Annotated in this window: 24 protein-coding genes; 13 read left to right on the forward strand and 11 right to left on the reverse strand. The window is 65.3% G+C overall.

Annotated features, from left to right (window positions below; all coding sequences use genetic code 11):
* Positions 1 to 377: 377 nt before the first annotated feature.
* Both VJV41_RS26790 and VJV41_RS26795 read right to left on the reverse strand, forming a co-directional pair.
* Positions 378 to 1034: an L-fuculose-phosphate aldolase gene (locus VJV41_RS26790; RefSeq protein WP_325338931.1), complete on the reverse strand. Its 657-nt coding sequence runs from the start codon at positions 1032 to 1034 to the stop codon at positions 378 to 380.
* On the reverse strand, positions 1031 to 2008 hold the full coding sequence (locus VJV41_RS26795; RefSeq protein WP_325338933.1) for an NAD(P)-dependent oxidoreductase: 978 nt from the start codon (positions 2006 to 2008) through the stop codon (positions 1031 to 1033). Before VJV41_RS26795 ends, VJV41_RS26790 begins: the two co-directional genes overlap by 4 nt.
* Positions 2009 to 2038: 30 nt before the next feature.
* On the opposite strand from VJV41_RS26795, the gene VJV41_RS26800 reads away from it, so the two are divergent.
* Positions 2039 to 3361: a xylulokinase gene (locus VJV41_RS26800; RefSeq protein ID WP_325338935.1), complete on the forward strand. Its 1323-nt coding sequence runs from the start codon at positions 2039 to 2041 to the stop codon at positions 3359 to 3361.
* Here VJV41_RS26800 and VJV41_RS26805 read toward each other — a convergent pair.
* From VJV41_RS26805 to VJV41_RS26820, 4 genes are read right to left on the reverse strand one after another with little or no spacing between them, the layout of a single operon-like run.
* Entirely contained in the window at positions 3358 to 4257 is a 900-nt protein-coding gene (locus tag VJV41_RS26805) for a class I SAM-dependent methyltransferase (protein ID WP_325338937.1), read from the reverse strand. The two genes, VJV41_RS26800 and VJV41_RS26805, sit on opposite strands and share 4 nt — an antisense overlap.
* Positions 4258 to 4265: 8 nt before the next feature.
* Positions 4266 to 5186 (reverse strand): class I SAM-dependent methyltransferase, encoded by a 921-nt coding sequence (locus tag VJV41_RS26810; RefSeq protein ID WP_325338939.1) that lies wholly within the window; start codon positions 5184 to 5186, stop codon positions 4266 to 4268.
* A 5-nt stretch (positions 5187 to 5191) separates the two neighbouring features.
* Positions 5192 to 6094: a class I SAM-dependent methyltransferase gene (locus tag VJV41_RS26815; RefSeq protein WP_325338941.1), complete on the reverse strand. Its 903-nt coding sequence runs from the start codon at positions 6092 to 6094 to the stop codon at positions 5192 to 5194.
* Positions 6091 to 7026, reverse strand: a complete 936-nt coding sequence (locus VJV41_RS26820) for a class I SAM-dependent methyltransferase (RefSeq protein WP_325338943.1) — start codon at positions 7024 to 7026, stop codon at positions 6091 to 6093. Before VJV41_RS26820 ends, VJV41_RS26815 begins: the two co-directional genes overlap by 4 nt.
* Before the next feature lie 277 nt (positions 7027 to 7303).
* Between VJV41_RS26820 and secY the strand changes: the two genes are divergently transcribed.
* The 9 genes from secY (at position 7304) to VJV41_RS26865 (ending at position 15828) form a co-directional block, all read left to right on the forward strand.
* Positions 7304 to 8641: a preprotein translocase subunit SecY gene (secY, locus tag VJV41_RS26825; protein WP_325338944.1), complete on the forward strand. Its 1338-nt coding sequence runs from the start codon at positions 7304 to 7306 to the stop codon at positions 8639 to 8641.
* Positions 8638 to 9186 (forward strand): adenylate kinase, encoded by a 549-nt coding sequence (locus VJV41_RS26830; RefSeq protein WP_325338946.1) that lies wholly within the window; start codon positions 8638 to 8640, stop codon positions 9184 to 9186. Before secY ends, VJV41_RS26830 begins: the two co-directional genes overlap by 4 nt.
* 3 nt (positions 9187 to 9189) lie before the next feature.
* Entirely contained in the window at positions 9190 to 9987 is a 798-nt protein-coding gene (gene map / locus VJV41_RS26835; RefSeq protein WP_325338948.1) for a type I methionyl aminopeptidase, read from the forward strand.
* A gap of 97 nt (positions 9988 to 10084) precedes the next feature.
* Positions 10085 to 10600, forward strand: coding sequence for a sigma-70 family RNA polymerase sigma factor (locus VJV41_RS26840; protein ID WP_325338949.1), 516 nt, complete (start codon positions 10085 to 10087; stop codon positions 10598 to 10600).
* Positions 10597 to 11334: a zf-HC2 domain-containing protein gene (locus VJV41_RS26845; protein WP_325338950.1), complete on the forward strand. Its 738-nt coding sequence runs from the start codon at positions 10597 to 10599 to the stop codon at positions 11332 to 11334. Before VJV41_RS26840 ends, VJV41_RS26845 begins: the two co-directional genes overlap by 4 nt.
* 71 nt (positions 11335 to 11405) lie before the next feature.
* Positions 11406 to 13112, forward strand: coding sequence for a thiamine pyrophosphate-binding protein (locus VJV41_RS26850; RefSeq protein WP_325338952.1), 1707 nt, complete (start codon positions 11406 to 11408; stop codon positions 13110 to 13112).
* A complete protein-coding gene (locus VJV41_RS26855) occupies positions 13093 to 13758 on the forward strand; it encodes an SRPBCC family protein (RefSeq protein ID WP_325338954.1) in 666 nt (221 codons plus the stop codon). The genes VJV41_RS26850 and VJV41_RS26855 overlap by 20 nt, the downstream gene beginning before the upstream one ends.
* Positions 13759 to 13765: 7 nt before the next feature.
* Positions 13766 to 14788, forward strand: a complete 1023-nt coding sequence (locus tag VJV41_RS26860; RefSeq protein WP_325338955.1) for a 3-oxoacyl-ACP synthase III family protein — start codon at positions 13766 to 13768, stop codon at positions 14786 to 14788.
* Positions 14788 to 15828: a pyridoxal phosphate-dependent aminotransferase gene (locus VJV41_RS26865; protein ID WP_325338957.1), complete on the forward strand. Its 1041-nt coding sequence runs from the start codon at positions 14788 to 14790 to the stop codon at positions 15826 to 15828. Before VJV41_RS26860 ends, VJV41_RS26865 begins: the two co-directional genes overlap by 1 nt.
* Here VJV41_RS26865 and VJV41_RS26870 read toward each other — a convergent pair.
* Positions 15825 to 19901, reverse strand: coding sequence for a TIR domain-containing protein (locus VJV41_RS26870; protein ID WP_325338959.1), 4077 nt, complete (start codon positions 19899 to 19901; stop codon positions 15825 to 15827). The two genes, VJV41_RS26865 and VJV41_RS26870, sit on opposite strands and share 4 nt — an antisense overlap.
* A gap of 124 nt (positions 19902 to 20025) precedes the next feature.
* Here VJV41_RS26870 and VJV41_RS26875 point away from each other — a divergent pair, with 124 nt between their 5' ends.
* Complete coding sequence (locus VJV41_RS26875) at positions 20026 to 20529, forward strand: MarR family transcriptional regulator (RefSeq protein ID WP_325338961.1); 504 nt, start codon at positions 20026 to 20028, stop codon at positions 20527 to 20529.
* A gap of 43 nt (positions 20530 to 20572) precedes the next feature.
* Here the strand turns inward: VJV41_RS26875 and VJV41_RS26880 are convergent, their stop codons facing one another.
* Positions 20573 to 21820: a GAF domain-containing sensor histidine kinase gene (locus VJV41_RS26880; RefSeq protein ID WP_325338963.1), complete on the reverse strand. Its 1248-nt coding sequence runs from the start codon at positions 21818 to 21820 to the stop codon at positions 20573 to 20575.
* Between the two features lie 46 nt (positions 21821 to 21866).
* The gene (locus VJV41_RS26885) at positions 21867 to 22529 is read right to left on the reverse strand and encodes a response regulator transcription factor (protein WP_325338965.1); all 663 of its coding nucleotides are present in this window, start codon (positions 22527 to 22529) and stop codon (positions 21867 to 21869) included.
* 104 nt (positions 22530 to 22633) lie between these two features.
* On the opposite strand from VJV41_RS26885, the gene VJV41_RS26890 reads away from it, so the two are divergent.
* Positions 22634 to 23440, forward strand: a complete 807-nt coding sequence (locus tag VJV41_RS26890) for an HAD family hydrolase (protein WP_325338967.1) — start codon at positions 22634 to 22636, stop codon at positions 23438 to 23440.
* A gap of 18 nt (positions 23441 to 23458) precedes the next feature.
* Here VJV41_RS26890 and VJV41_RS26895 read toward each other — a convergent pair whose 3' ends face one another.
* Entirely contained in the window at positions 23459 to 24274 is an 816-nt protein-coding gene (locus tag VJV41_RS26895) for an LLM class F420-dependent oxidoreductase (RefSeq protein WP_325338969.1), read from the reverse strand.
* Positions 24275 to 24454: 180 nt separating this feature from the next.
* Between VJV41_RS26895 and VJV41_RS26900 the strand changes: the two genes are divergently transcribed.
* A complete protein-coding gene (locus VJV41_RS26900; RefSeq protein ID WP_325338971.1) occupies positions 24455 to 25864 on the forward strand; it encodes an HNH endonuclease signature motif containing protein in 1410 nt (469 codons plus the stop codon).
* Here the strand turns inward: VJV41_RS26900 and mmsB are convergent.
* On the reverse strand, positions 25861 to 26733 hold the full coding sequence (mmsB, locus tag VJV41_RS26905) for a 3-hydroxyisobutyrate dehydrogenase (protein ID WP_325338973.1): 873 nt from the start codon (positions 26731 to 26733) through the stop codon (positions 25861 to 25863). The genes VJV41_RS26900 and mmsB overlap by 4 nt on opposite strands.
* Between the last annotated feature and the right edge of the window lie 3 nt (positions 26734 to 26736).

A 26736-nucleotide genomic window follows, 5' to 3' on the forward strand; every position in this document is an offset into this window, starting at 1 on the left:
GTCTAGACCTCACCAACGTGTCGAGCACCCTCCAGCCAAGCTCGGCCTCGGTGTCGACAGAACTGAACGTGCGCTCGTATACCCAAGTTGTTCGCCGCCATCACTAGCTTCGCCGGTCTGCGATATTCCTCTGCTGCCACGTGACGATGACCCCGATGGCAGCGACGAGCCCTACAACGAGCGTCACCCACGCTTGCGCTGGCACAGCGCAAAGACCCCCGTCCTCTCCAACCTGAGGGCAGGCTATCGCGCAGGTCTGACAGCTTCGCTGGGCGCTTACGTTGTCCTTGACGTGCGACGTGCGCGAGCGACCGCGTTTGTACGGAATTCGACGGCGTGTCGTGTGCAGACACGCACGCTCGCGGGAGTGGGCAGTGCTACATGGGGTTCTGACGGAGGTAGCCGTACACCGCGGAGAAGTTGTGGTTGACCTCGTCTGGGATGGGCGCCGGACCGCCGAGAGCTCTTGCGCCCCAGGCGATCTGAGCAGTGCGCTCTACCAGCGCGGTGACATGCAATGCCTTATCGGGTCGTGGACCGACCGCTACTAGCCCGTGGTTCGCGATCAACGCGGCGGCCCGGCCCTCGAGGGCCTTCACCGCGTTTGTGCCGACATCGGGTGATCCCGACGCGGCGTACTCGGCGCAGCGGATCTCCCCGCCGCAGTAGACCGCGAACTCGTCGACGGCTGCCGGAATGGGCTGATGGGCGACGGCGAACATCGTCGCCCACACCGGGTGGCTGTGGATGACGCTGCCGATGTCGTCGAACGCCTGATAGCACGCCAGGTGCAGCTTCATCTCCGACGAGGGTGAACGGCCGTCCGTGGCCGCCAGTACCGCGCCGTCCGGATCGACGAGCACCAGGTCCTCGAGCGTCATCTCGGCGTAGTCGACGGACGACGGCGTGATGACGATGTTGCCGTCCTCCCGGCGGGCCGAGATGTTGCCGGCTGTTCCCTCGACCAGGCCACGCCGCAACATGTCCTTGGCCGCGGCCAGTACCGCCGCCTCCGGATTATCGACGAACCTCATGTGGCCAGCACCTCCGGGTTGACGATATGCGTCGGCGTGCGTCCGGACAGGAGCGCCTCGATGCCGTCGGCGACGATCTGCGCCTGTCGTGCCTCAGTGTTCCACGTCGCCCCACCGATATGGGGCGTCAGGACGACGTTGGGCATGCTCACGAGCGGGTGATAGGTGGGTAGCCATTCGCCGACGAAGTGGTCCAGACCCGCAGCGGCCAGCTTTCCAGACTGCAGGGCGGCGACGAGGGCGTCGGTGTCGTGCAGTTGTGCCCGGGCGGTGTTGAGGAAGACGGCGCCGTCGCGCATCGCCGCGAACTGCGCGCTGCCGATCATCCCGACCGTGTCGTCGGTGACCGGCGCGTGCAGCGAGACGATGTCGGCCTGAGCCAGCAGCTCGTCGAGGCTGTGGCGCGCTTCGTCGTTGTACGGGTCGTACGCGATGACGTTGACGCCGATCCCTTCGAGGCGCCACTTCAGCGCTCGTGCGACGGCGCCGAGACCGACCAGCCCGGCCGTTTGCCCTGCGATCTCCCGCGCCCTGAATCGTTGATAGGGGATGGTGCCGTCGCGAAACACCTGGCCCGCCCGAACATCGGCGTCGGCGGTCAGCAGGTGCCGGGTGGCCGCAAAGAGCAGCGCGATCGCCATCTCGGCTACGGCGTCGGCGTTGCGGCCGGGGGTGTAGAGGACCGGGATCCCCGCATCTGTCGCGCCGCGGATGTCGACGTTGTTCGGGTCTCCGCGAGTGGACGCGATTGCCCGCAGCGGAAGGTCGAACACCGGGACGCCGACCGAATCACTTTCCACCACAAGGACTTCGGCGTTCTCCGCCGACGCCCGCTCGGCCAGCTGTTCGGCGCTGTAGATCCGCAGCGGCGTTTGATCGATCCAGGGGTCGTAGACCACGTCGGCGAGCTGGCGGAGCTTGTCGAAACCCGGGCCACGCAAAGGGGCCGTCACGAGGGCACGAATTCCGGTCACGGTTGCTCATGCTGGCGTACGGTGACCCGCGTGTCAGCCAAAGTCGTCACAATCGGCATCGACATCGGCACGACCGCCGTCAAAGCCGTCGCGGCCGACGAGGACGGCCACGTCGTGGCGAGGACACGAATCCCCCATCGGCTGCGGGTGCCTGCACCCGACCGGCTCGAGCACGATGCCGACGAAGCATGGCGGGGTGGACCCGTTGCGGCACTGCGGCAACTCGGCCGACCCGATGCCAAGGCCGTCGCCGTCACGGCGATGGTGCCGTCGCTGACCGCCGTCGACGACGATGGCAGGCCGATGACACCGGGCCTGCTCTATGGTGACAGCCGGGGAAGGGGAGCGGCGGGCGCCGACACCAAGTTCCTCAGCGGTGAGACCGCCGAGTTCCTGCGCTGGACGGCCCGCGAGGCGCCCGATGCCAAGGGGTACTGGCCCGCCGCGGCGGTGGCCAACCACGCGCTGGCGGGTGAGGCGGTCCTGGACGCCGCCACGGCAAGCACGACCTATCCCTTGTACGACGGCAGCGGTTGGAGCGAGGACGTCTGCGCCGAATGCGGCGTCGCGTCCGACGGCATGCCGCGAGTTGAGCAGACCGGCACAGCGGTGGGCCGGCTGCACGGCACCGACGCCGTGCTGGCCGCCGGTTCCGTCGACGCGCTATGTGAGCAGTTGGTCACCGACGTCACTCGCGACGGTGACGTGGTCGTGCTGTGCGGCACGACGTTGATCGTGTGGGTGACGATTCCCGAATACCGCGACGTGCCCGGCCTGTGGACGCTGCCTCACACGACGGCGGGGAAGTTTCAGATCGGCGGCCCCAGCAATGCCGGCGGGCTGTTTCTCAACTGGGCCAATACCCTTGCGGCCGAAGGTAACTCGACAGTCGAGCCCGGGCGGGTGCCGGTGTGGTCGCCGTATATCCGCGGCGAGCGCACGCCGTACTACGACCCCGATCGTCGGGCGGTGCTCGACGGGTTGAACCTCACCCACGACGGCGCATCCGTGCGGCGGGCCGCCTACGAAGCGTCGGGCTTCGTCGTACGTCAGCTCATCGAGCTGAGCGGGGCGCCCGCGTCGCGCATCGTCGCGACCGGGGGAGGCACCCGCGTCATGGCGTGGATGCAGGCCATCGCGGACGCCACGAGTCTGCCCGTGACGGTGTCGGGTGTCCCGGAGGGAGCTGCGCTGGGCGCGGCGTTCCTCGGCCGCATGGCGGTGGGTCTGGAAACATCGATCACCGACGCCGCGCGGTGGGCATCAACCGAACGCGTCGTCGAACCCGATCCCGTATGGGCGGGCCCGATGCAGGAGAGGTACGCCCGGTTCTTGGAGCTGGGCAAGCTCTAGCGTTTGACCGCGCTGACATAGCTCAGGTCGGCGAAGAATCCGATGGTTTCGCTATCGGGAAACTCGAAGCCGTTGGCGGCGTGGGCCTCCCGCATCGTCTGCGCGGAAACGTCCCAGCCGTGTGCGGTCAGGTACTCGATGACATGGCTACGCTCACCGTCATAGATGAGGTTCTTCATCTCGATGTCGTGACCGTACTTCTTCAGCCGTTCGGCAATGCGTTCCGACCGCTCGTCGGAGAACATCGTCACGTCCGGGATGTGCTCGGTTGCGACGCGACTCCCGGGCGCGCTGAGCTCGTTGATCCTGTCGAACAACAAGTCCTGGGCTTCGGGAGGTAGGTAGATCAGCAATCCCTCGGCGATCCACGCGGTGGGCAGCGTGGGATCGAAACCGTTGTCCAGCAGTGCTTTCGGCCAGTCGTTGCGAAGATCGATCGCGATGGTGTGCCGTAGCGCCTTGGGCTGCGCGCCGAGGCCGGTCAGCGTCTTCGTCTTGAACTCGATCACCTCGGGCTGGTCGAGCTCGTACACAGTGGTGCCGTCGGACCAGTCCAATCGATATGCCCGCGCATCCAAACCGGCGGCAAGGATCACCGCTTGACGGACACCCGCCCCGGCGGCGTCTGTGAACAACTTGTCGAACCAGCGGGTGCGGACCGCCATTCCTTCGGCTGCCCGCCGTATGTTGAAGTCCGGATCCACCTCCTGCAACTCGATCTCGCCGTCCAGCGCCCGGGTGAAGAAGTCCACGCCGACCGCACGCACCAGTGGCTCGGCGAACGGATCGTCGATCAGACCCTCGCGGTTGGCCAGCGCCCGTTGCGCGGCCACCATCGTGGCCGTCGCCCCCACGCTCGAAGCCAGGTCCCAGGTGTCGTTGTCGGTTCTGGTCATCATGCTCCTTAGTGCAGTGTCGCAGTGATGTATTTGACGTCGGCCATCGCCGCTCCTTGTTCGTCGTCGGGCATCGTTAAACCGTTGGCGGCGTACAGGTCCGGCACGCCGTCGGCGGTGACGTGCCAGCCGCCCGCCTCCAGATAACGGATGAGGTGGCTACGCTCGCCGTGATACACCAACTCGCTCATATCGACGTCGATGCCCAGCCGACGCCACCGCTCGCTGCGTTCCTTGGCCTGCTCGCCGGAGAAGATTTCGGTGCTGGGTACGAACTCGGTGGCCAGTCTGCTGCCCGGCGCGCTGAGCGAGGCGATGTTGTCGAACAGGCGGTCTTGGGCGTCGGGCGGCAGGTACACCAGTAGGCCCTCGGCGATCCACGCGGTCGGTTCTCCAACGTCGAAACCCTTGGCACGCAGGGCAGCCGGCCAATCGTCGCGCAGGTCGATGCCGACGATCCTCAGGTCGGCGGTCGGTTTGGCGCCGAGGTCGGCCAGCGTGGCGGTCTTGAACTCGATGACCTGCGGCTGATCCACCTCGAACACGACGGTGCCTGCCGGCCACGGCAAGCGGTAGGCCCGTGCGTCCAGTCCGGAGGCAAGGATCACCGCCTGGCGTATGCCGGCGTCGGTGGCTGCGGTGAAGAAATCGTCGAAGTATCGGGTGCGTACCGCCATGCCCTCTGCCATTCGTTTGCGGTCGAATGCGGGGTCTTCGTCAGCGAGTTCGGCCTCGCCGGTGAGCATCTTCGTGAAGATATCGGCGCCAACGGCTTTGACGAGTGGCTCGGCGAACGGATCGCTGATCAACGCGTCGGGGCCCTGCGACGCCAGTGCCCGTGCCGCGGCGACTCCCGTCGCGGTGACGCCGACGCTCGAGGCCAGGTCCCAGGTGTCTCCCTCAAATCGGGCTGAGCCGGTGCGGTCCATGGCTCCTACTTTCGAGTCGCGATGACAGCCAGTGAATTACGCAGCGCCGCAACATCTTCGGTATCGGGAAATTCCCGGCCATAGCCTGCGAACACCTGGGGGCGCGTGCGGGCGGAGACCTCCCAACCGTGCGCGGTCAGGTAGTCGACGACGGAATTGCGTTCGCCCGAATAGAAGAGCTTCGACAAGTCGACGTCGAAGCCGTGTTCCCGCCATTGGCCCCCCCACTTCTTCGTCCGCTCCGCGACGGCAGCTCCGGAGTCTGGATGGTATTCAGTGGCCAGCTGGCTGCCCGGCGCGCTGAGAGCGGTGATGTTGTCGAACAGCCGGTCTTGCGCGTCGGGCGGCAGGTACGGCAGCAGGCCTTCGGCGCTCCACGCCGTCGGCTGGGTGTCGTCAAACCCGTTGGTGCGCAACGCGGCAGGCCAGTCCTCGCGTAGGTCGATGCTCACCGCGCGACGTTCTGCGGTCGGTGTTGCATCGATGGACGTCATTGTCGTCGTCTTGAACTCGATGACCTGTGGTTGGTCGACTTCATACACGACAGTGCCCGTGGCCCACGGCAAGCGGTACGGCCGCGCATCCAGTCCGCTGGCCAGGATCACCGCCTGCCGGATGCCCGCCTTCCCCGCATCGACGAAGAAGTCGTCGAAGAACCGTGTGCGGACCGCGATCACGTTGCCCATCAGGCGAGGCCCGTCGCCTTCCAGGGTTGTCAGCGGTAGCTCCCCGTCAACCAGCTGGGTGAAGAAGTCGACGCCGACAGCCCGCACCAGATCCGCCGCGAAAGGATCGTCGATCAACGGCTCGGGTTCGCGGCTGGCAAGAGCCCGCGCCGCGGCGACCATCGTGGCCGTCGCGCCGACACTCGATGCCAAGTCCCAGCTGTCGGCGTCTGTCCGGCTCACCGGGCGCCGCCCAACACCCCGCTGACGTATTGCAGCTCGCCGAAATTGCCGTCTTCCTCGACGTCCAGCGGCGGCAGGCCGTTGGCCGCGAAGAGTTCTTGGATACTCTGGCGGCCGAGTTCCCAGCCGTGGGCGGCCAGATAAGCGGCTGCTTCGTTGCGATCGCCAAGGTAGACCAGCTCGGCGAAGTCGAGATCGAAGCCATGGTCGCGCCACCGGTCGGAGGCCGAGCGCATGCGCTCGATCGCCTTCTCGTAATCGTCAGAGTCGATGTTGGGGACGCTTTCCACGGCGATCCGGCTGCCCGGCGCGCTCAGCTCGGTGATCGTGTCCAGCAGCCGGTCCTGCGCATCCGGCGGCAGGTAGCCCAGCAGGCCTTCGGCACTCCATGCCGCCGGCTGATTCGGGTCGAAGCCCTCTTCGATCAGGGCCGACGGCCAGTCGTAGCGCAGATCCATCGCGACGGTGCGCCGCCGCGCGGTCGGCTCGGCGCCCAGCCCGGCCAGGGTTCTGCTCTTGAACTCGATGACATCGGGCTGATCGATCTCATAGACCGTCGTGCCGGCAGGCCACGCCAGCCGGTAGGCCCGCGAATCCAGACCCGATGCCAGGATCACCGCCTGGCGGATTCCGCCGTTCGTCGTGTCGATGAAGAATTCGTCGAAGAACTTGGTCCGCACGGCCATGTTGTCGGTCATCCGCTGCATGCCGACCGTCTCGGTATCGCTGTCGAGATCTTCAGGTCGCAGCTCGCCGGTGACGAGCCGGGTGAAGAAGTCCACGCCCACCGCACGCACCAGCGGCTCGGCGAACGGGTCGTCGATCAATGGTTTGTCGGCCTTGCTTGCCATCGCCCGGGCCGCCGCCACCATCGTGGCCGTCGCGCCCACACTCGATGCCAGATCCCACGTATCGTCGTCGGTGCGCGCCATCTCCCTGACCTCTTTAATCCATAGTGCAAACCGTTACTTAGGTGATGTAACGAGCTGCCGCCGACTGTACGCTTCGATTCTGAAAGGTGGCTTGGCCCATATCGCCTGAAACGGATTCGGGCCAGGTCACACTCAACTGTTACTCTCGTAGACTGTTTGACGCGTGACTCTGCAGGCTGCGCGCTTGTAGCGGGTCCGCGCAGGACTTAACCAAGACGCTGGTCACACCAGCCCCATTCGCACGCGCGACCGCCAGGTCGGCTGCGCAGGAGGAAGAGTGCTCTCGGCTTTTATCTCTTCGCTCAGGACGGTCGACCTGAGGCGGAAGATCCTGTTCACGCTGGGCGTGGTCATCCTCTACCGGGTCGGCGCCTCGATCCCGTCGCCGGGTGTCAACTACCCCAACGTGCAGAAGTGCATCGAACAGGTCAGCGGCGGCGCCTCGGCGCAGATCTACTCGCTGATCAACCTGTTCTCCGGCGGCGCGCTGCTGCACTTGTCGGTGTTCGCCCTGGGCGTGATGCCTTACATCACCGCGAGCATCATCGTGCAGCTGCTCGGCGTGGTCATCCCGCGGTTCGAGGAGCTGCGCAAAGAAGGGCAAGCTGGGCAGGCGAAACTCACGCAGTACACCCGCTATCTGGCGGTCGCGCTGAGCGTCCTGCAGGCCACCAGCTTCGTCGCGCTTGCGGCCAACGGCGGTCTGCTGCAGGGCTGCGATCTCGACATCATCCAGGGCCAGAGCCAGGGCCTGGACATCTTCCGGCTGGTCGTCATCGTGCTGGTCATGACCGCCGGCGGCGCGCTTGTCATGTGGATGGGCGAGCTGGTCACCGAGCGCGGCGTCGGCAACGGCATGTCGCTGCTGATCTTCGCCAGCATCGCCTCCCGCATCCCCAGTGAGGGCAAGACCATCCTGGACGCCCGCGGTGGCGTGACGTTCGCCCTGGTGTGCCTGGCAGCGCTGCTGATCATCATCGGCGTGGTGTTCGTCGAGCAGGGCCAGCGCCGCATCCCGGTGCAGTACGCCAAGCGGATGGTGGGCCGGCGCATGTACGGCGGCACGTCGACGTATCTGCCGCTGAAGGTCAACCAGGCCGGCGTCATCCCGGTGATCTTCGCGTCGTCGCTGATCTACATTCCGCAGCTGATCACGCAGCTCATCCGCAGCGGCAACCAGGGCGCCGGCACCAACTGGTGGGACCGGTTCGTCGCCAACTATCTGTCGAACCCTGCAGCCCCGGTCTACATCGCCATCTACTTCGGGCTGATCATCTTCTTCACGTACTTCTATGTGTCGATCACGTTCAACCCGGACGAACGAGCCGACGAGATGAAGAAGTTCGGCGGATTCATCCCCGGCATCCGCCCGGGCAAACCAACCGCCGACTATCTGCGATATGTGCTTAGCCGGATCACCCTGCCGGGTTCGATCTACCTGGGCGTGATCGCTGTGCTGCCGAACCTGTTCCTGGAGATCGGCAACACCGGCGCCGTCCAGAACTTGCCGTTCGGCGGAACAGCGGTTCTGATCATGATTGGTGTCGGGTTGGATACCGTCAAACAGATCGAGAGCCAGCTGATGCAGCGCAACTACGAAGGGTTCCTGAAGTGAGAGTCGTTCTACTCGGACCGCCTGGCGCGGGCAAAGGCACGCAGGCACAGAAGCTGTCCGAGAAGCTCGGCATCCCGCAGATCTCCACCGGTGACCTGTTCCGCAAGAACATCGGCGAAAACACGCCGCTCGGAGTGGAGGCCAAGCGCTACCTCGACGCCGGCAACCTGGTGCCTTCGGAGTTGACGAACAAGCTGGTCGAGGACCGGATCGAGCAGCCCGACGCCGCCGACGGGTTCATTCTGGACGGCTACCCGCGCTCGGTGGAGCAGGCCCAGGCGCTCGACGAAATGCTCAAGAACCACAACGCCAAACTCGACGCCGTGCTCGAGTTCCAGGTCTGCGAGGAGGAGCTGCTCTCGCGTCTGAAGGACCGCGGCCGCGCCGACGACACCGAAGAGGTCATCCACAACCGGATGCAGGTCTATCGCGACGAGACCGAGCCGCTTCTGGAGTACTACAGCCACAACAACCTGCAGGCCGTCGACGCGGTCGGGACCTTCGACGAAGTGTTCGCGCGGGCCCTGCGGGCACTTGGCAAGTAATCGATGATCGGCCTTCAGGGGCTGCGTAACCGCAAAGTGGTCGCGCAGCGCAGCGCCGGTGAACTCGACGCGATGGCCGCTGCCGGGTCGCTCGTCGCTTCGGCGCTGCTGGCAGTGCGTCAGGCCGCGGCGCCGGGTGTGTCCACACTGGCCCTCGACGAGATCGCCGAATCGGTGATCCGTGACGGCGGCGGTGTTCCGTCGTTTCTCGGCTATCACGGTTACCCGGCCAGCATCTGCGCTTCGGTAAATGACCGTGTGGTGCATGGGATTCCGTCAGCAGCCGAAGGATTGGCACCCGGTGATCTGGTGTCGATCGACTGTGGGGCGATCCTCGACGGCTGGCACGGCGATTCGGCGATCACGTTCGGCGTCGGCGCGCTCATCCCCGCCGACGAAATGTTGTCCCGTGCGACCCGGGAATCCATGGAGGCCGGCATCGCGGCCATGGTGCCCGGCAATCGGCTCACCGACGTCTCGCACGCCATCGAGACCGAAACCCACGCCGCAGAGACGCGTTACGACCGCAAGTTCGGCATCGTCGCCGGATACGGCGGCCATGGCATCGGCCGCGAGATGCACCTGGATCCCTTCCTGCCCAACGAGGGTGCGCCGGGGCGCGGGCCGTATCTGGCGCCTGGTTCGGTGCTGGCCATCGAACCCATGCTGACCCTGGGCACCACGAAGACCGTTGTTCTCGAAGACGAATGGACGGTCGTCACCGCCGACGGGTCGCGTGCCGCGCATTGGGAGCACACCGTCGCCGTCACCGACGACGGGCCACGCATTCTCACGATGTAGCCCACTTCGGGCCAAAGGCCCAGCGTGTCCCATGCGCGCCGCGCATAGTAATGAACCGGAATACCACCAACGTCGTATTAAAGACGGAGGTTGGTGAGTGGACGATCCAGAGGCCGCCATGATGCGGGTGCTCTACGACGAGCATGCCGCGGCTCTGTGGCGCTATGCCCTGCGGCTTACCGGTGACCAAGCACGTGCGGAGGATGTGGTGCAGGAGACGCTGCTTCGGGCATGGCGCCACCCCGAGGTGACCGACGAGGTCGAGCGGTCCGCCCGGGCGTGGCTGTTCACTGTGGCACGAAACCTCATCATCGACGAGCGCCGCAGCGCACGGTGGCGCAACGAGTCCGGCACACCCGACCTGGAACAGGTCGCCGACCGTGCCGCACCCGACGAAGTGGATTCGACCCTGGACCGACTCCTGTTGAGCACCGCATTGAGCCAACTGTCCGAAGAACACCGGGCGGTTGTCCGCCGGGCGTACTACCAAGGCTGGACGACCGCCCAGATCGCCAACGATCTTCAGATCGCGGAGGGCACCGTCAAATCGCGGCTTCACTACGCCGTTCGGGCGTTGCGGCTCAATCTGCAGGAAATGGGGGTGACACGATGACACAATTCGGTTTTCCCCTAGGCGGTGATCTGGTGGACGGCGATCGATACCTCACCTGGGACGCGGCATATGTCCTCGGTTCGCTGTCGAGCAATGAACGCCGCGAGTACGAGGCCCACCTGGAAACCTGCAAGCGGTGCCGGACGGCGGTTGCCGAGCTGAGCGGCATCCCCGCGTTGCTGGCCAAGCTCGACCTGGAGGACGTGCGGGCGCTGGACGAGGAACCGGCGGAAACCCCGCCACTGCGGCCCGAGGTGCTCGACTCGATCCTCGAGAAGGTTCGGTGGCGCCGACGGAGGTCGCGCTGGCTGACCTCGGCTGCTGTCGGCGTGGCCGCCGCGCTGCTGGCGGTCGGCATCGTGATCGCGATCCGCCCGGAGGTCGTGGGCCTAGAGACCTATACCCCGGAGGCTTCCGGCCAACAGATCGAGATGACCAAGGTGGCCACGACGCCGATCAACGCCACCATCACCCTGACCGATTTCGGCTGGGGCACCCGCATCGACATGGCCTGCACCTACGGTGACTGGGGCCAGCGCGACGCTCCGCCGCAGAACCTCGGGATGGTCGTGGTGGGCCGCGATGGCAGCCACACCCAGGTTGCCACCTGGCTCGGACTGTCCGGAGCCACGGCGCTGCCGAGCGCCAACACCCCGATACAAAAGGGCGAAATCGCTGCGGTGCAACTGGTTTCGTCCGATGACGGCAAGGTGCTGCTCGAAAAACATCTGTGATCCGCGCCACCGGGTGAACCCAACTCCGTTGCGAGTCGTGTCATCTGTGGGGGCTGGGAGGCAGGTGAGACATGGGCAGCAGGCATCGGGTTGTCGACCACATCGTCGAGTACCTCGCGGCGAGCGGAGTCGACTTCATCTTCGGTGTCGACGGCGCGAATATCGAGGATCTGTACGACGCGGCGTTCTTTCGCGACGACATCACCGCGGTGCTGGCCAAGCATGAGTTCTCCGCCGCCACCATGGCCGACGGCTTCAGCCGCAGCGGCTCCGGGCTGGGCGTGGTGGCTGCAACGTCGGGCGGCGGCTGCCTGAACACCGTTCCCGGACTGGGCGAGGCGTTCGCCAGCCGGGTGCCGGTGCTGGCGCTGATCGGTCAGCCGCCCACCGCGCTCGACGGCCTCGGCGCGTTCCAGGACACCAGCGGTCGCAACGGCGCTTTGGACGGCGAGGCGTTGTTCTCCGCAGTCTCGGTGTACTGCCGGCGGGTGTTGCGGCCGTCTGACATCCTTTCGGCCTTACCCGAAGCTGTCGCCGCAGCCCACACCGGTGGTCCGGCGGTTCTGTTGCTGCCCAAGGATATTCAGCAAGCCGAGGTCGGCGTGAATGGCGGTGATCACAGACACGGGGCGACTCAGCTCGGTGATCCCCGGGTCATCGCGTGCGCGTTGCGGCGCGCCGACGGACCGATCACTATCATCGCCGGTGAGCAGGTGGCTCGCGACGATGCCCGCGCCGAGCTCGAGCGGCTGCGGGCGACGCTACGCGCCAGGGTCGCCACCGTGCCCGACGCCAAGGATGTCGCGGGAACACCCGGAATGGGATCGTCGTCGGCGCTGGGTGTGACCGGCGTGATGGGGCACCCCGGCGTTGCGGCGGCGGTCGCCGGTAGCGCGCTGTGCCTGCTGGTCGGCACGCGGATGTCGGTGACGTCGCGCACCGGACTGGACGACGCGCTGGGCTCGGTGCCGGTGGTGTCGATCGGCTCGGCGACGCCGTACCTGCCGTGCACCCACGTGCATACCCAAGACTTGCGCGCCTCGCTGTCGATGTTGACCGCGGCGCTGTCCGGACACGGGCGGCCGACCGGTATGCGCGTACCGGATGACGTTGCGCGTACCGAGCTTCGGCCGCCGCAGTTCGATGGGCCAGGGGTCCGGTACCGCGACGCGATGGCGGTGCTCGACGCAGCGCTGCCCGACGGCGTGGACATCGTGGTCGACGCGGGAAACATCGGAGCCTCCGCGATTCACTACCTACCGGTTCGACGTGACGGCCGGTTCATCGTCGCGCTCGGCATGGGCGGTATGGGATACAGCTTCGGAGCCGGGCTCGGCATGGCATTTGGGCGTCGGCGCAGGACGGTCGTCATCGCCGGCGACGGTTCGTTCTTCATGCACGGCATGGAGATTCATACTGCGCTGCAGTACCGGCTGCCGGTGACGTTCCTGTTGTTCGACAACCACGCGCATGCGATGTGCGTGACCCGCGAGCAGCTGCTGTACGACGATCTGTACAGCTACAACCGCTTTGGGCCAAGCCGACTGGGCGCCGGCCTGGCGGCGATGTTCCCGGACCTGCCGTCGGTCGATGTCGACGAGATCGGCCAGTTGCGTGAAGCTCTTCGGACCGCGCTGGACAGCGACGGACCGTCGGTCGTCAGCGTCGAGTGTTCGGCCGACGAAATCCCGCCGTTCGCAAACTTTCTCGGCAAAGCTGCCGCGAGTCAACCGCTCACTCCGAAGGAGAACCATTCCGATGTCGTTGCCCGCGCTTGATGACATAACCGCCCACCAGGGCACGGCCGAACCGATCGAGGACGTTATCCGCATCGAGACGTCCCCGCGGGAGAAGGCTACCCCGATCATCATGGAGATGATGCGGTCGGTGTATCCGCACGATCAGGTGTTCGGTGAATTCTGCACCGTCAACGGCTACATCGACTGTCCGCCTGACGAGCTGTTCGACTACATGTCCGACACCCGCTGCCTGGAGGAGTGGACTTACAGCCTTCGAGGATTCACGCCGACCGAAGAGCCGGGCCTATGGCTCGCCTACGACCGGTTGGGTTCGGAGACAAAGATATTCACCCGCACGCTGGCCAATCGGGAGGCGATGACGGTCGACTATCACTGCGCATGGGATCAGGGCAAGCATCTCTGGATGGTCTACCTGATCCGGATCGTCGACGCGCAAGTGGTGCTCGACAAGCCGGGTTCGGTGGTGTTGTGGACAAACTGTCACCATCCGTTCTACGACGACAACCCGTATCCCGAATCGGCCCCGCCGCAGCGGCCCGTCTGGGTCGGCGACTTCTGGGACATGTTCGGTGCCGGTCATCTGCTCGAACTGAAGAACCTCAAGGCAATTGCCGAATACCGCCACCGTAACGGTCTTCCCGTGACCCCGGCCTGGATGAAGTGAGGATCCGATGAACAAGCTGAGGCCTGTCAGTCTTATTGATCTTTCGACCTATCTGCCGGGCGAGCCGATCGGCGCCGACTATTACGCCCAGTTCGCCGAGTCCGACGACCTGCGCGAAAACGTCATGTTCCGGGCGCCGAAATTCCGCCATCACGTGGCGCACGACGAAACCGCGATCGACATGGTGGAACGGGCGACGGCCGGTCTGATCGAACGACATGGCCAGGACATGATCGCCAATGTCGATGTGCTGATCACGCACACCCAGATGCCCGACATGCCGTTCTACGGCGGTGGGGGCGGAATTGCGCATCGCCTTGGCATCAAGCCGAATTGGGTGCTGGACCTGCACAACGGCGGCTGTGCGGCATTCGTCTTGGGGCTGCAGGTGGCGCAGAGTCTGCTGTCCGCCGGTGAGGGCAGCACAGCATTGATCGCCATCGCGCAGAACGCCGCGGGCCAGATCTTCGACCAGCCCAACGTGCGGCGCAAGGCGCAGGCGTCGGTGCCGGGCGATGGCGCGGCGGTCGGCCTGGTGACGTTGAGCGACGAATCACCGATTCTCGACATCGTGTGCTGCACCTACGGCGAGTACGCAGGTGACATGACCATTGCCGTTGACCCGCCCCGCAAGTGGTGGCAGCCCGGACCCGGCGAGGGATACATCGGCTTCACCGAAAGCAAGATCACCAAGGTGCTGGCGCGGGGCAATCGGCAGGTCCCCGAGGTGGCGTACGCCGTCTGCGATCGAATTGGCGTGAAGCCCAAGGATCTTGACCTTCTGGTGACCAACCAGCCCAACCGCGTGTTCCTGCGCAACTGGCGGGAAGCACTCGAGCTGACCAAGGACAAGCACGTCGACACATTTGATGAGTGCGGCAACCTGTTCGCCGCGGGCATTCCCATCAACCTCGACCGTGCCGTGTCGGACGGAAAGCTGAAGAAGGGTGACGTGGTGATGATGGCGGCATTCGCACATGCCGGTGACTTCGCCGGGGCAGCTGCGGTCAAGTGGGGCGGTCGCGACTGATGACCAGTCTGAAGACCGAGCTGACCGACGCCGTGGAAGCCCTGCCAGCCGCGCTGAATCCATTTGCGTTGTCGCTCAATGAGAATCCGTTCCCGCCGTTGCCCGCCGTGCGCTCGGCGCTGATCTCCGCCATCGACGTCGCCAACCGCTATCCGGAGTTCCTGCCGGAGCGGCTGCGTGCGTTGATCGCCGGTCGCGTCGGTGTGCGCGACGAGCAGGTGGTCATCGGAACGGGAGCCACAGGGGTGATCCTGCAGGTGCTGCAGGCGGTGACGAGCCCGGGCGAGACGATGGTGATGACGTCACCGACATTCGATGGGTATCCGATTTTCGCGCAGATGACACGCCTGGTATCGGTGACCGTGCCGCTGGATGCCCACGGCCACCACGACCTCGATGCAATGGCGGATGCGGCCGCCAAGGCACGTGTGGTGGTGCTGTGTCGGCCGCACAACCCGACGGGCACGGTAGAGCCGGCGGAGGACGTCGAGTCGTTCCTGCAGCGGGTATCGTCCGACACGGTTGTGCTGCTCGACGAGGCATATGTCGAATTCTTGGCGCCCGATTACCGGATCGACGGACCCAGCCTGGTCGATCGGTATCCGAATGTCGTGGTGGTCCGTACCTTCTCGAAGGCCTACGGGCTGGCCGGTCTGCGTGTCGGCTACGGGTTCTGCGCGGCGGACCTGGCGCGCAAGCTGTGGGCCATGCAACCGCCGTTCGGCATCGGCATCACCGGCCTGGTGGCGGTGGCCGCCTCATATGACGCGGAAAACCAGTTACGTCAACGCATTCGGATGATCGCGTCCGAACGGCGTTACCTGCGGATGCGACTGCGGGCGATGGGCGTGTATAGCGCCGACGGCCATGCCAACTTCGTCTACCTGCCGCCGTGTGGCCGGCCGTGGCGGGATGTGTTCGACGGCACCGGTTTACGGATACGCCACTATGCCGACGGCGGCGTGAGGATCAGCATCGGCAGCCGCCAGTCCACCAGGGCGATACTGGGCGCGGTCGCGGCCGTACAAAACCGACTCTAGTTGCGGACTTCCTCAGCGAGTCCTTCACATAGTTCGTGCCATCCGACGTTGTCGGCCACCCACTCCTGCCAATGCGAGTGGCTCATGTTGACGGTGAGTTTGGCGCACAGGTCGTCCTCGCTGGCCGACGCCGGCCAGGTTGCGACGGTACCGTCGGCGCCGGCCGCGATGAACGTCTTGCCGTCGAGGCTGAATGCGACTTTCAGGATCCGAGCTGCAATTCCGTTGATGGGTCTGCCGATCAGTTCGCCAGTCGATGAATTCCACAGGCGCACTGTTTGGTCTTCGCTTCCAGAAACGATGTGCGTACCGTCGGGATCCAGGGCGACGCTATTGACGTTTTCGTGGTGGCCGGTGAGGAACTTGATCTCCTGACCGCTGGCGGTGTCGAACAGGTGCTCTGATGTGTCGAAGCCGCCGCTGACGATACGAGTGCCGTCACCATTGAATGCGACACTGGTCACTTCACCCAGGTTGCCCTTCAAATCGCGGACGAACTCACCGCTGTCCGCCTTCCAGAGTCTCACCAGGTTGTCGTCACTGCCCGACGCGATAAGGCCGTTAGGGCTGAAGGCCACTGCGCGTACGGTGGCGCCATTGGGAATCTTTATGGTGGGCAACGCTTCCCGTCCGGTTGCCAGGTTCCACTCGCGAACGGTGCCGTCGGCACCGCCGGACACGATACGGTCACCGCGTCCGTTGAACGCGATGCTGAGCACGGTGGCGGCGTGACCCGTCAGGTCAGGCCCGACACGGTCGCCGCTGCCCGTGTCCCATACCCGAATCACCTTGTCGGCCCCGCCCGAAGCGACGCGTGTGCCGTCCTCGCTGAACGCCAGACTCAATACATCTTCGGTGTTGCCTTGCAGTGGCCGGCCGAGCTGTTGTCCGGTACGAGCGTCCCGGATCGTCACCACTCTGTCTGTGGCCGCTGCGGCGATGAGGGACAGGTCACGACTGAACGCCACACTCAGCACCGGCCCGCCGAGTCCAATCGTGTTGGGGCGCCAGATCCGCACGGTGTTGTCGGTGCTTCCGGACACAATCCGGTCGCCGCTGGAATCGACGGCCACACCGGCTACCGCGTTGGTCTGGCCCTGCAGCGGGGGACCGATCGGTCGGGCGTTGTCGGCATCCCACAGACGTATGGTGCCGTCGGCGCTGCCCGAGACTATTCGGTGCGTGTCTTTCACGTACGCAACGCTGCCCACCGTTGTTCGGTGACCGGTCAGCACCGGAGGTATCTGGGCACCGCTAGCCAGCCATTGCCGAATCGTCGCGTCCTGGCCGCCGGAGACGATGCGAACACCGTCGGGGCTGTACGCGACGCTCCAGACATTCCCGTCGTGACCTTTCATCGGCGGACCGAGCTCGGTGCCGGAATCAGCCGACCACTGCCTCACGGTGCCGTCCGAACCGCCCGACACGATTCGCTGCCCATCGGGGCTGTATGCAACCGACCAGACGACGCCCGATTGAGCGGGAATTATCGGACCGATCCGTTGGCCGGTTTGGGCGTTGGATTGAATGATCGTTCCGTCCTGTCCGGCAGAGACGATGCGTGTCCCGAAATTGTTGTACGCGACCGTGTACACCTGGTTTTTGTGGCCTTCTATGGGAGGTCCGACCGGTTGGCCGGTGGCGGTGTCCCAGCGCTGGAGTGTGCGGTCGGAGCTGCCAGAGACAAGGGTGTGCCCGTCGGGGCTGAACGCAACGCTCCACGCGTTGTCCTTGTGGAGTCGCATCGGCTCTCCGATGGGCTTGCCCGAGTCGGCCTCCCAGATGCGAACCCGACCGCTCATGACGTTCGCCCACGGGTTCATGAAACTGGCGGAGGCGACGTACTTACCGTCGCGGCTGATTGCGATTCCGTGGAGAAACTCGGGCGCATCGATGATCTTGGTGGTGCTCGCCAGTTGCGTTGCCGCCGCGTACAGAGCGTTGTCGTCGCGGTTGTCGGTGAGGGTACGTGAAGCCAGTATCTGCTGGATCGCGCGCTCATCTCCGTCAGATCGTGTGCCCGCCAACATGTTTGTTGCCTCGGCAACCAGCTTTGTGCTGAGTGCTTCGTGGTATCGCTTCTGGGCTTCGTTCCATTGGAAGCCCGCGAAGACCGCGCAGGCGACGGCAATGATCGTGAGCACCGACACAACGGCCAGGGATTTGCGCAATGAACGTATGCGCGCGCTGCGCGACTCGGACAGGAAGCGCTCCATCGGCGCCAGGCGCCGGTTGTATCGCGGCGATCGCTCGAGCGGCTCGGCATGCTTGAGCTTGGCTCGCGAGAGGAGATGGCCCGCGTCGCGGTCGCTGCTATTCCAGTCGCGGTATGCCTGGTCGATAGCCTTGAGGTTCTTCAGGTTTGGTAGTTCGTCTTGAGTCCAGCCGGCCAACGCAGGCCAATCGCCCAGAATTCGGTCGGTCGCCAATTCGACGACCGTGTCGTTCTGGTCGTCGACGTTCGTGACGAGGAGGCGCGTTTCGACGAAGCGGTTCAAAGCGGCTTGGGCACGCGGCGGCAGGTCGGCCCATCGGGCCCTCTTGCCGGTGGGACGGTCTTCGTCGTCAACGGTGACAAGCCACGGGATGAACGCCTCATGTAAGGCTTCGAGCTCCGTGTCCCGCTGACTCGGATCGCTGGCGATCGCCGCGTTGATCTCGCGCTGCAGCAGGCGATCGATGCGGCAGCCGCCCCCGTCGTATTCCTCCAGGGTGATTCGTCGGTCGCTCGCATAGTTGGTCACCAGCTCACATAGGGCAAGGGACAACAGCGGCAACGTCGCAGCGCCCTTCGAATAGTCGTCCAGCAGCTGCTGCATGAGCGTCGGTTCGATGGTGAAGGGATTTTCGGACTCCCTTGCCCGTTCGGCCGGGCCTTCGATGATGCCCTCAAATCGGTTGGCCTGTATCGACGCAAGGTCGACAACGACCGGTTCATGAGCGGCCAGCAGCGCATCCGGCTTGCGAAGCGCAATGTAATTCTGCGCGCGCACCGTCAACGCGACGATCATGCCGGGCAGAGAGTCCGGTCCGGTGCCCGTCAAGCGGTCGATCAGCTGCCGGAACCCGAGCTCCTCCAAACCTGCGCCGGGTATGAACAGTGACTCGGCATTGTCGAGAGCCAGTACGACGCTGGGTAACTGGTCGTTTCTATCCTCCTCGGGAAGACTATCGGCGGCGGCGCGTTGGCATTCCGTGAGGATGCCGGCAACCTTGTCGTGTTGGTATTGGCACGCATCCTTGATATCACCCAGGTCCATGCCACCGAGACTGAGTTTCTGGCGAAGCGTGAAAAGCGCTTGTGCAAAGCCGAATTGACCCGTCAGCACCTCGTGATTGCTTTGCACGACATCGAGGACGACGAAGTGCCGGTCCTCGATTCGAAGACGCGGAAGCAGGCCGGCACGTAGGAAGGATGTCAGTCCGGCGCCGGAGGGCCCGCGCAGGACGAAGAAACCCCCGCCTTGGCCGCGAATGCCTTCGAACTTCAGCAAGCTGTCGATGATGGCGACGTCACGGCCGAAGAACACGCCCGCGTCACATTCGTCGTACGACTCACGGCCTCGGTACGGCAGCCGGTTCTCTGCATCCTTCGGCGGCCACGGAAACGACATTGCGGCGATTCCCGACCCGCGAATTCCGTCCTTCAGTTTGCGTAGGCCTTCGAGGGCGAAGACCACCGGAGGCTTGCCGTCGCCGATGTCGATCACTTCGGTTTCGCCGTCGCCGAACAGGTCGCAACGCTCCCAATCGGCGGTAATACTGCGCCGGTTGTACGGCTCCAAGCGGGCACACAGAATAGGCCTGCTCAAGTAGTTCGCCAGACGAAACTCCGCGCGGCATTCGGCGGAGCGTTCCCAGGCCGGCGATAGCAGGCAGATGACCGCCTCGGCCCGATGGCCGGCCCGCCGCAGTTCGTTGACCCACTCTTCCCCGATCCGAATTCCGCCACGGCGCTCCGCATCGAGAAAGATCTCGTTGGCCAACGGCGGCTCTTGATCGATCAGCCATTGTCGGAGCGCCTTGGCTTCGCGGTAGTCCTTGCCGGCGTGGCTAATGAAAAACCGTGACATGACACCCCCGGTGGGCCGCTACAGCAAGCAGATAAACAGCGTACGGGCGATTTCGCCGCTCGGTGAGCAAAGTGGAAAGGCGGAGTCTGTTCATCGCATCGGCTGATATGCGGTATGAAAAGGCGTGTCCTCGCAACACGACGAGCGTGATCCGATCGCATTGGCGCGCGCCAACTGGCAGCGCTCGGGCTGGGGTGACGTAGCCGACGGCATGGTCGCGGTGACGTCGGTGATGCGGGCGCACCAGATTCTGCTGGCCCGCGTCGAAACCGCGTTGCGGCCCTACGACTTGAGCTTCTCCCGCTATGAGTTGTTGCGGCTGTTGGCGTTCAGCCGCACTGGCGCGCTGCCGATCACCAAGGCGTCCGATCGGCTACAGGTGCACGTCACCAGCGTCACCCACGCGATCCGACGGCTGGAGGCCGATGGGCTGGTGGAGCGGATACCGCACCCCACCGACGGCCGCACGACCCTGGTGCGGATCACCGACCTCGGCCGCTCGACGGTCGAGGACGCAACCGTGACACTCAACAACGAGGTCTTCGGGGATATCGGCATCTCCCACGGCGAGTCGCGCGCGCTCGCCGACTCGATCGAGACGTTGCGCCGAAACGCCGGCGACTTCTAGTGGCGAGCTGGGCCCACGCGCGAGCAGACGCAAAGGCACCCGACTAGGGGGCTTTTGCGTCTGCTCGCGGAGAAGAGGGCAGTGGGATCGTCGCCGTCACGGCCGTTCCTGAGCCGGGGCGCGACCGGATGTTCAACCGGCCGCCGACGATCTCGGCGCGTTCGGCCATCGACAGCAGGCCGTAGCCACCCATCTCGTCGCTGCCCAGCGGATGCTCGAACGTGTCGAAACCGATTCCGTCGTCGACGATTTCGAGTCGAGCGGTCTCGTTGTCCACCCCGAACGTCAGCCGGGCGGTCTTCGCCTGGGCGTGCTTGACGACGTTCTGCAGGCATTCTTGCGCGATGCGGTACAGCGCCAGCTCGATGTGGTCGGGCAGCCGCCTTTCGACCAGGTCAACCTCCATGTCGATCTCCGGAATAGAGCGGGCCAGGCTGGCCAAACCGCCGGCCAGGCCGAGATCGTCGAGCACAGGTGGCCGCAGCCCACTGATGGCGGCACGGGCCTCTTGCAACGTGAGGTCGACCAACTCGCGGGCCTTGCCGAGTTGCTCGGCGACCATATCCGGGTCGTCGACCGCCCGACTGGCCGCGTCGAGCCGATACGACAGGGTGACCAACCGCTGCGATATCCCGTCGTGGATATCGCCGGCCAGTCGGCGCCGCTCGATCTCCTGCGCCTCGATCACCTGCTCGACGAAGTTCTCGTGTGCGCGTTCACGTGCCACCAACTGCCGGTGCAGGCGGGCCTGGTGCAGCGCGCCCGCGATCAGCCGGCCGATGACCAGCAGCAGCTGGACGTCACGCTCACTGAACTCGCGCCGTTCGACGGTGTGCACGTTGAGCACGCCGACCAGCCCACCCGGGTCTGTCTCCATCGGCACCGACACCATCGACGTGAAGTCTTTGCCGCGCAACGATTCGAACGGCATGTACCGCGGATCGGACTCCTTGTCGTGGCCGATGACCACGGGCTTGCGGTGGCTGGCCACCCACCCGGAGATGCCCTGTCCCAGCGGCAGCCGGATCTTGCCGACCTCGGAGTCGAACGGCGGCGTCGCGCCCGCCAGTGTGAGCGACCGGTCGGTGTCGTCGAGCACGTGCACGAAGCACACATCGCTGGCGGTGGCCGCGGTGATCATCCGCGCGGCCGCCGCGGCCAGCGGCTCGACACCGGGGCCGCTCGATGCGGCCTGGATCAGCTCCCGCAGCAGCGCGAGTTCGCGGTCGGCGGCCAATTCGTACTGGCCGAGGTCGCGCACCGCGTTGGATGTTCGTGCTCGGGGCCCCATCTGTCTCTCACGCTCCGTGTCTCATCTGTCGCTCACGCTCCGTGTCTCATCTGTAGATCCCTTCCCGTAGCGCGGTGGCGACGGCGCCGGTGCGATCGCTGACGCCGAGTTTGCGGTAGATGGAGCTCAGGTGGCTCTTGACCGTCTCATCGCCGATCACCAGTTTGGTGGCGATCGCGCGGTTGGACAGGCCGTTGACCACAAACGACAGGATCTCGCTTTCGCGTTGTGTCAGGCCCTGCCGAGCGCCCGGCCAGAACTCGTCGCGCTGCAGACGCGCCGCGGTGTCCACGGCCCTGGCGGCCATGCCAGGATCGATCGCGGTCTGGCCGCCGTGGACGAATTCGAGCTGGCGCACCAGCTCGTCGCTGCTGATGCTCTTCAGCAGGTATCCCGATGCGCCGACGCGCAGCGCCTGGAAGAGGTATTGCTCGTCGTCGTAGACCGACAGCATCACGACCTTGCGGCTCGGGTCGCGCTCACGCAGTTCCAGGCAGAGGTCCAGACCGCTGGAGCCCTGCATGCGCACGTCGCACAGCACGATGTCGGGGTTGAGTTCGTCGATCACGCTGCGCGCACGCTCAGCACCGACGGCCTGACCGATCACCTGCACCCGGTCGGAGAACGCGGCCAGCATCGCCTTGAGGCCTTCGATGACCATCTCGTGGTCGTCTACCAGCACAATTCGCACCGGCGAGGCCGTCATCATGGCACCACCCTAGAACTGGGATCTCGCGTGTTAGAGGAACTTGACCTGGCGAATCCCCCAATTGGGGGAGGACCGATGGCTGTGATGTGCGCCACTCTATCCGGGTGCCTACAACGCAGCAGACAACGTGGCGGGCAGGACGGTTCTGGTGGGACGCCGCCGCGCCGACCAACACTGATGTTTATCCGCTGCGCGCGGTGATCTTCGACCTTGACGCCCTTACCGACATCGAATGCGACGGCCACCGGGTCGCGTTCAACGCGGCATTCGCCGAGCACGGTCTGGACTTCGAGTGGGCTGTCGCGCGATATCGGCAACTTTTGGCTCTCGGTGACGAGCGGCAGCGCGTCCTGGCGGAATTGCGCAAGCGAGGGGTCGCCACCGAAGTCGATGTGCTGGCGGAGTTGCTCGCCGACGAGATCTGCTCGACCAAGTCGATGATGCTCGAGGAGATGCTCGCCAAGGCTGACGTGACGGCGCGACCCGGCCTGGTCGATTTCGTCATGGATGCTTTCGCCGCCGGTGTCTGGGTGGCCGTGGTGACGAACGGCGAACGCAGCTGGGCCGAGCCGCTGGTGCGACAGCTGGTCGGCGACGGGCTGGTCGAAACGGTGGTGACCGCCGACGACATCAAGAAGCCCATGCCGGATCGTGAGGCGTATCAGAACGCGCTGTGGGAGCTCGGCATACCTGCCGAGAACGCACTCGCTGTCACGGGTTCTGCGGCGGGGCTGCGGGCGGCGACGTCCACGGGTCTGGCCACCATCGTCATCACCGGCGGCGGCGCACCCGACCTTCCGGCCGCCGCGGCGGTACGCGCCGACTACGAGGGCAGTAACCCGCTGCGCATCGTGGATTGCCAACAGCTACACGGCCGTTGGTGGGCGGCGCATAAGAGGTCGGCCGCCTAGCAGCTCGACGCGCGCTCGTCACCGCTTCGTGTCGCGCCAGTCGACCAGCTTCTCCACCGTGCTGAGGTCGTACTTGCCCTCCGACGCGCGGATCTCGGTATGGAACAAGGTGGCTCCAGCGGCCAGGTAGGCGTCCGCAGACTGCGGATCGGTCCATAGCGTCGAGCGCTCGATATCGCTGTCGGCGCGCCCGAATCCGGCGGCCAGCTCGGCGACGCGGGCACTGGCCTCACGGTAGGAGTCGATGGGCAGGAAGGTGTGCCAGATGTCGGCATGGCGTGCGACGGCGGGCAAGGTGCGCTTGGGACCGGATCCGCCGATCAGGATCGGGATCTTGCGCAGCGGTGCCGGCTGCAACAGGTCGAACCGGCGCTCGATGCGCAGCAACCCCTCATCGAAAAGGTCGGCCCGCGATTTGACCGTTCCGTATTCGAAACCGTAAGTGGTGTAATCCTTCTCGTACCAACCAGCGCCGACGCCGAGGATGGCCCGGCCGCCGCTGATGTGGTCGACGGTCCGCGCCATGTCCGCGAGCAGATCGGGGTTGCGGTAGCCGATCCCCGCCACCAGCAGGCCGAGTTCGGCGCGTGCGGTGATCTCGCCCCACGATGCCAGCGCGGTCCAGCCCTCGAAGTTGTTGACATCCGGCTGCACCTCGGCCAGCACCGGCTTCGCGTCGACGATCGATTCGACGAACGGCGCATGGAAGTGGTCGTAGCCGAAGATTACGTTCACCCCGATCTCCTCGGCATGCAGGACGGCCTGCCGCCAGGTGGCGTAGTCAGGGGTGTCGGCGGGCTGAATTTGAACGGCAACCCGTACGGGAAAGGTCATTCACCCGACAAGCAAGGCCCACCGCGATTTATTCCGGGACGCCCTAGGGCGCTTCGCGAAGCGCGCTGGCCTATCGCCCGTTGTCAAGTCCAAACGTATTGAGCGAGTACATCTGTGGATGAATCCGTGACTGTAGATAACTTTCTCGGGTGGTCGGCCGCGATTGGCATAATCGCAAGTGTGTTCGACTCAGAGTTCTCGACGGCGGATGACGCGACGGTCGTCGCCGCCATCGAGGCGGGCGCGCGAGCGGAAGCTGCTGCCGGGGCTCGCCGGCTGGCTGCCATCGCTGAGCTCGCCCGTCGCAGGGTCGTTGACGACGACGAGCGGGCGAACTGGGCGTTCGACGGCTGGGCTTCAGCGGCCGCCGAGGTGGCGGCCGCGATGACGGTGGGACATCGCCGGGCCTCGGCGCAGATGCGGATCGCGGTCGCGCTGCGTGACCGCCTTCCCCGCGTTGCGGCGCTGTATATGCAGGGCACGCTCAGCTCGCGGGTGGTCTCCGCGATCACCTGGCGCACCCAACTCGTGGAAGACGCCGACGCACTTGCTCTCATCGACGCCGCCCTTGCGGAGGGAGCGACCAAGTGGGGTCCGCTGTCGGAGGACCGACTCGATCAGGCAATCGACGCGTGGATCTTCCGATACGATCCAGCCGCCGTGCGCCGCTCTGAATCATCCACGCACACACGGGATTTCTCGATCGGAGATCTCGATGATCCGGCCGAAACCACCTCGGTGTGGGGTCGGCTATTGGCCACGGACGCGGCGGTGCTCAAGCGTCGCGTCGCACAGATGGTGCAGGGAGTCTGCGACAACGATCCTCGCCCCATCGGCGAGCGGCGCTCGGACGCGGTGGGCGCCATAGCCGCAGGCAGTTTCCGGCTGGCGTGCCAGTGCGGTTCGAAAGCGTGCCCGGCAGGCGATGCGCCGAGTTCCTCCAACGTGGTGATCCGGGTTCTGGCGGACCAATCAACAGTGGAAGCGGCAGTTGGGTCTGCCGAGCAGCCCGCAGTCGCGCCGCCCGTTGCGCTGATCGTCGGAGAGGGCATCGTGCCGACACCGTTGCTGTCGCAGCTGATCCGCGGGGGCGCCAAGGTCCGTCCGATCACCATGCCCAGCGATGAGCCCGAACCGCATTATCGACCGTCGGCAGAGTTGGCCGAGTTTGTGCGGATGCGAGATCTGTACTGCCGCGCGCCGGGCTGCGACGTGCCGGCCGATCGTTGCGACCTCGACCACACCATCCCCTATCCGATCGGGCCGACCCACGCGTCAAACATCAAGTGTCTGTGTCGAACTAACCATTTGATGAAGACGTTCGGTGGATGGCAGGACATTCAGTTGCCTGATGGCACGGTCATTTGGATCTCGCCCAGTGGCAGGAAGTACATCACCAAACCCGGCAGCCGGCTGTTTTTCGAGACATGGGACACCACGACCGCCGACCTTCCTCCGCCGTCGATCGTGGCGCCGAACATCGGTGACCGTGCCCTGATGATGCCCAGACGGCGACGCACCCGCGCTGCCGAATACGCCGCGTGGATCAAGGCCGAACGCGCGCGGAACGAAGCGCTTGCACCGTTCTAGCTGCGTAGCAGTTCGATGACTGCGCTGAAGTCTTTGTCTGCGTGGTCAGCTGCAAACTTGGCGTAGATCTCGGCAGCGTGCGTTCCTAGCGGGGCCGACGAGCCCGTCGACTGAACGGCGTTCATCGCGAGGCCGAGGTCTTTGTTCATCAACGCCGCCGCGAAGCCAGGCTTGAAGTCGTTGTTCGCTGGCGACGTCGGGACTGGCCCTGGCACAGGGCAATTCGTGTGCACGGCCCAGCAGTTGCCGGTGGCGCCGGTGATCACGTCGAACAACGACTGAGCGGCCAGGCCGAGCTTCTCCGCGAGCACGAACGCCTCACCGATGGCGATCTGCTGAACGGCCAGCACCATGTTGTTGCACAGCTTGGCGGCCTGTCCGGTGCCGGACGCGCCGCAGTGAATGATCTTGCCCGCCAACGGCTCCAGCACCGGCCGGGCCCGTTCGACGGCGTCGTCCTCACCGCCGACCATGAATGCCAGCGTGCCCGCCGTCGCGCCTTTCACCCCGCCGGAGACCGGCGCGTCGAGTTGCGCATGCCCCCGTTCGGCGGCCTGCGCGTGGATCTCCCGGGCATCGTCGACGGAAATGGTCGAGGTGTCGATGAAAAGCGTCCCCTTCGGAGCCGCGGGGAGAGCCTCGGCGTAGACGGCTTTTACGATGGCGCCGTTGGGAAGTGAGGTCATCACCACGTCGGCCTCGGCGACGGCCTCGGCGCCACTGTCGAAGACCTGCGCGCCCTTGTCAGCGGCCGCGTCCTTCAGTGCAGGGACCAGGTCGAAGCCGCGCACGGTGTAGCCCGCGGCCAGAAGGTTGGCCGCCATCGGGCCGCCCATGTGGCCCAACCCCAAGAACGCAACTGTGGTCATCGA

This window comes from Mycobacterium sp., assembly GCF_035274705.1.
Taxonomy (GTDB): domain Bacteria; phylum Actinomycetota; class Actinomycetes; order Mycobacteriales; family Mycobacteriaceae; genus Mycobacterium.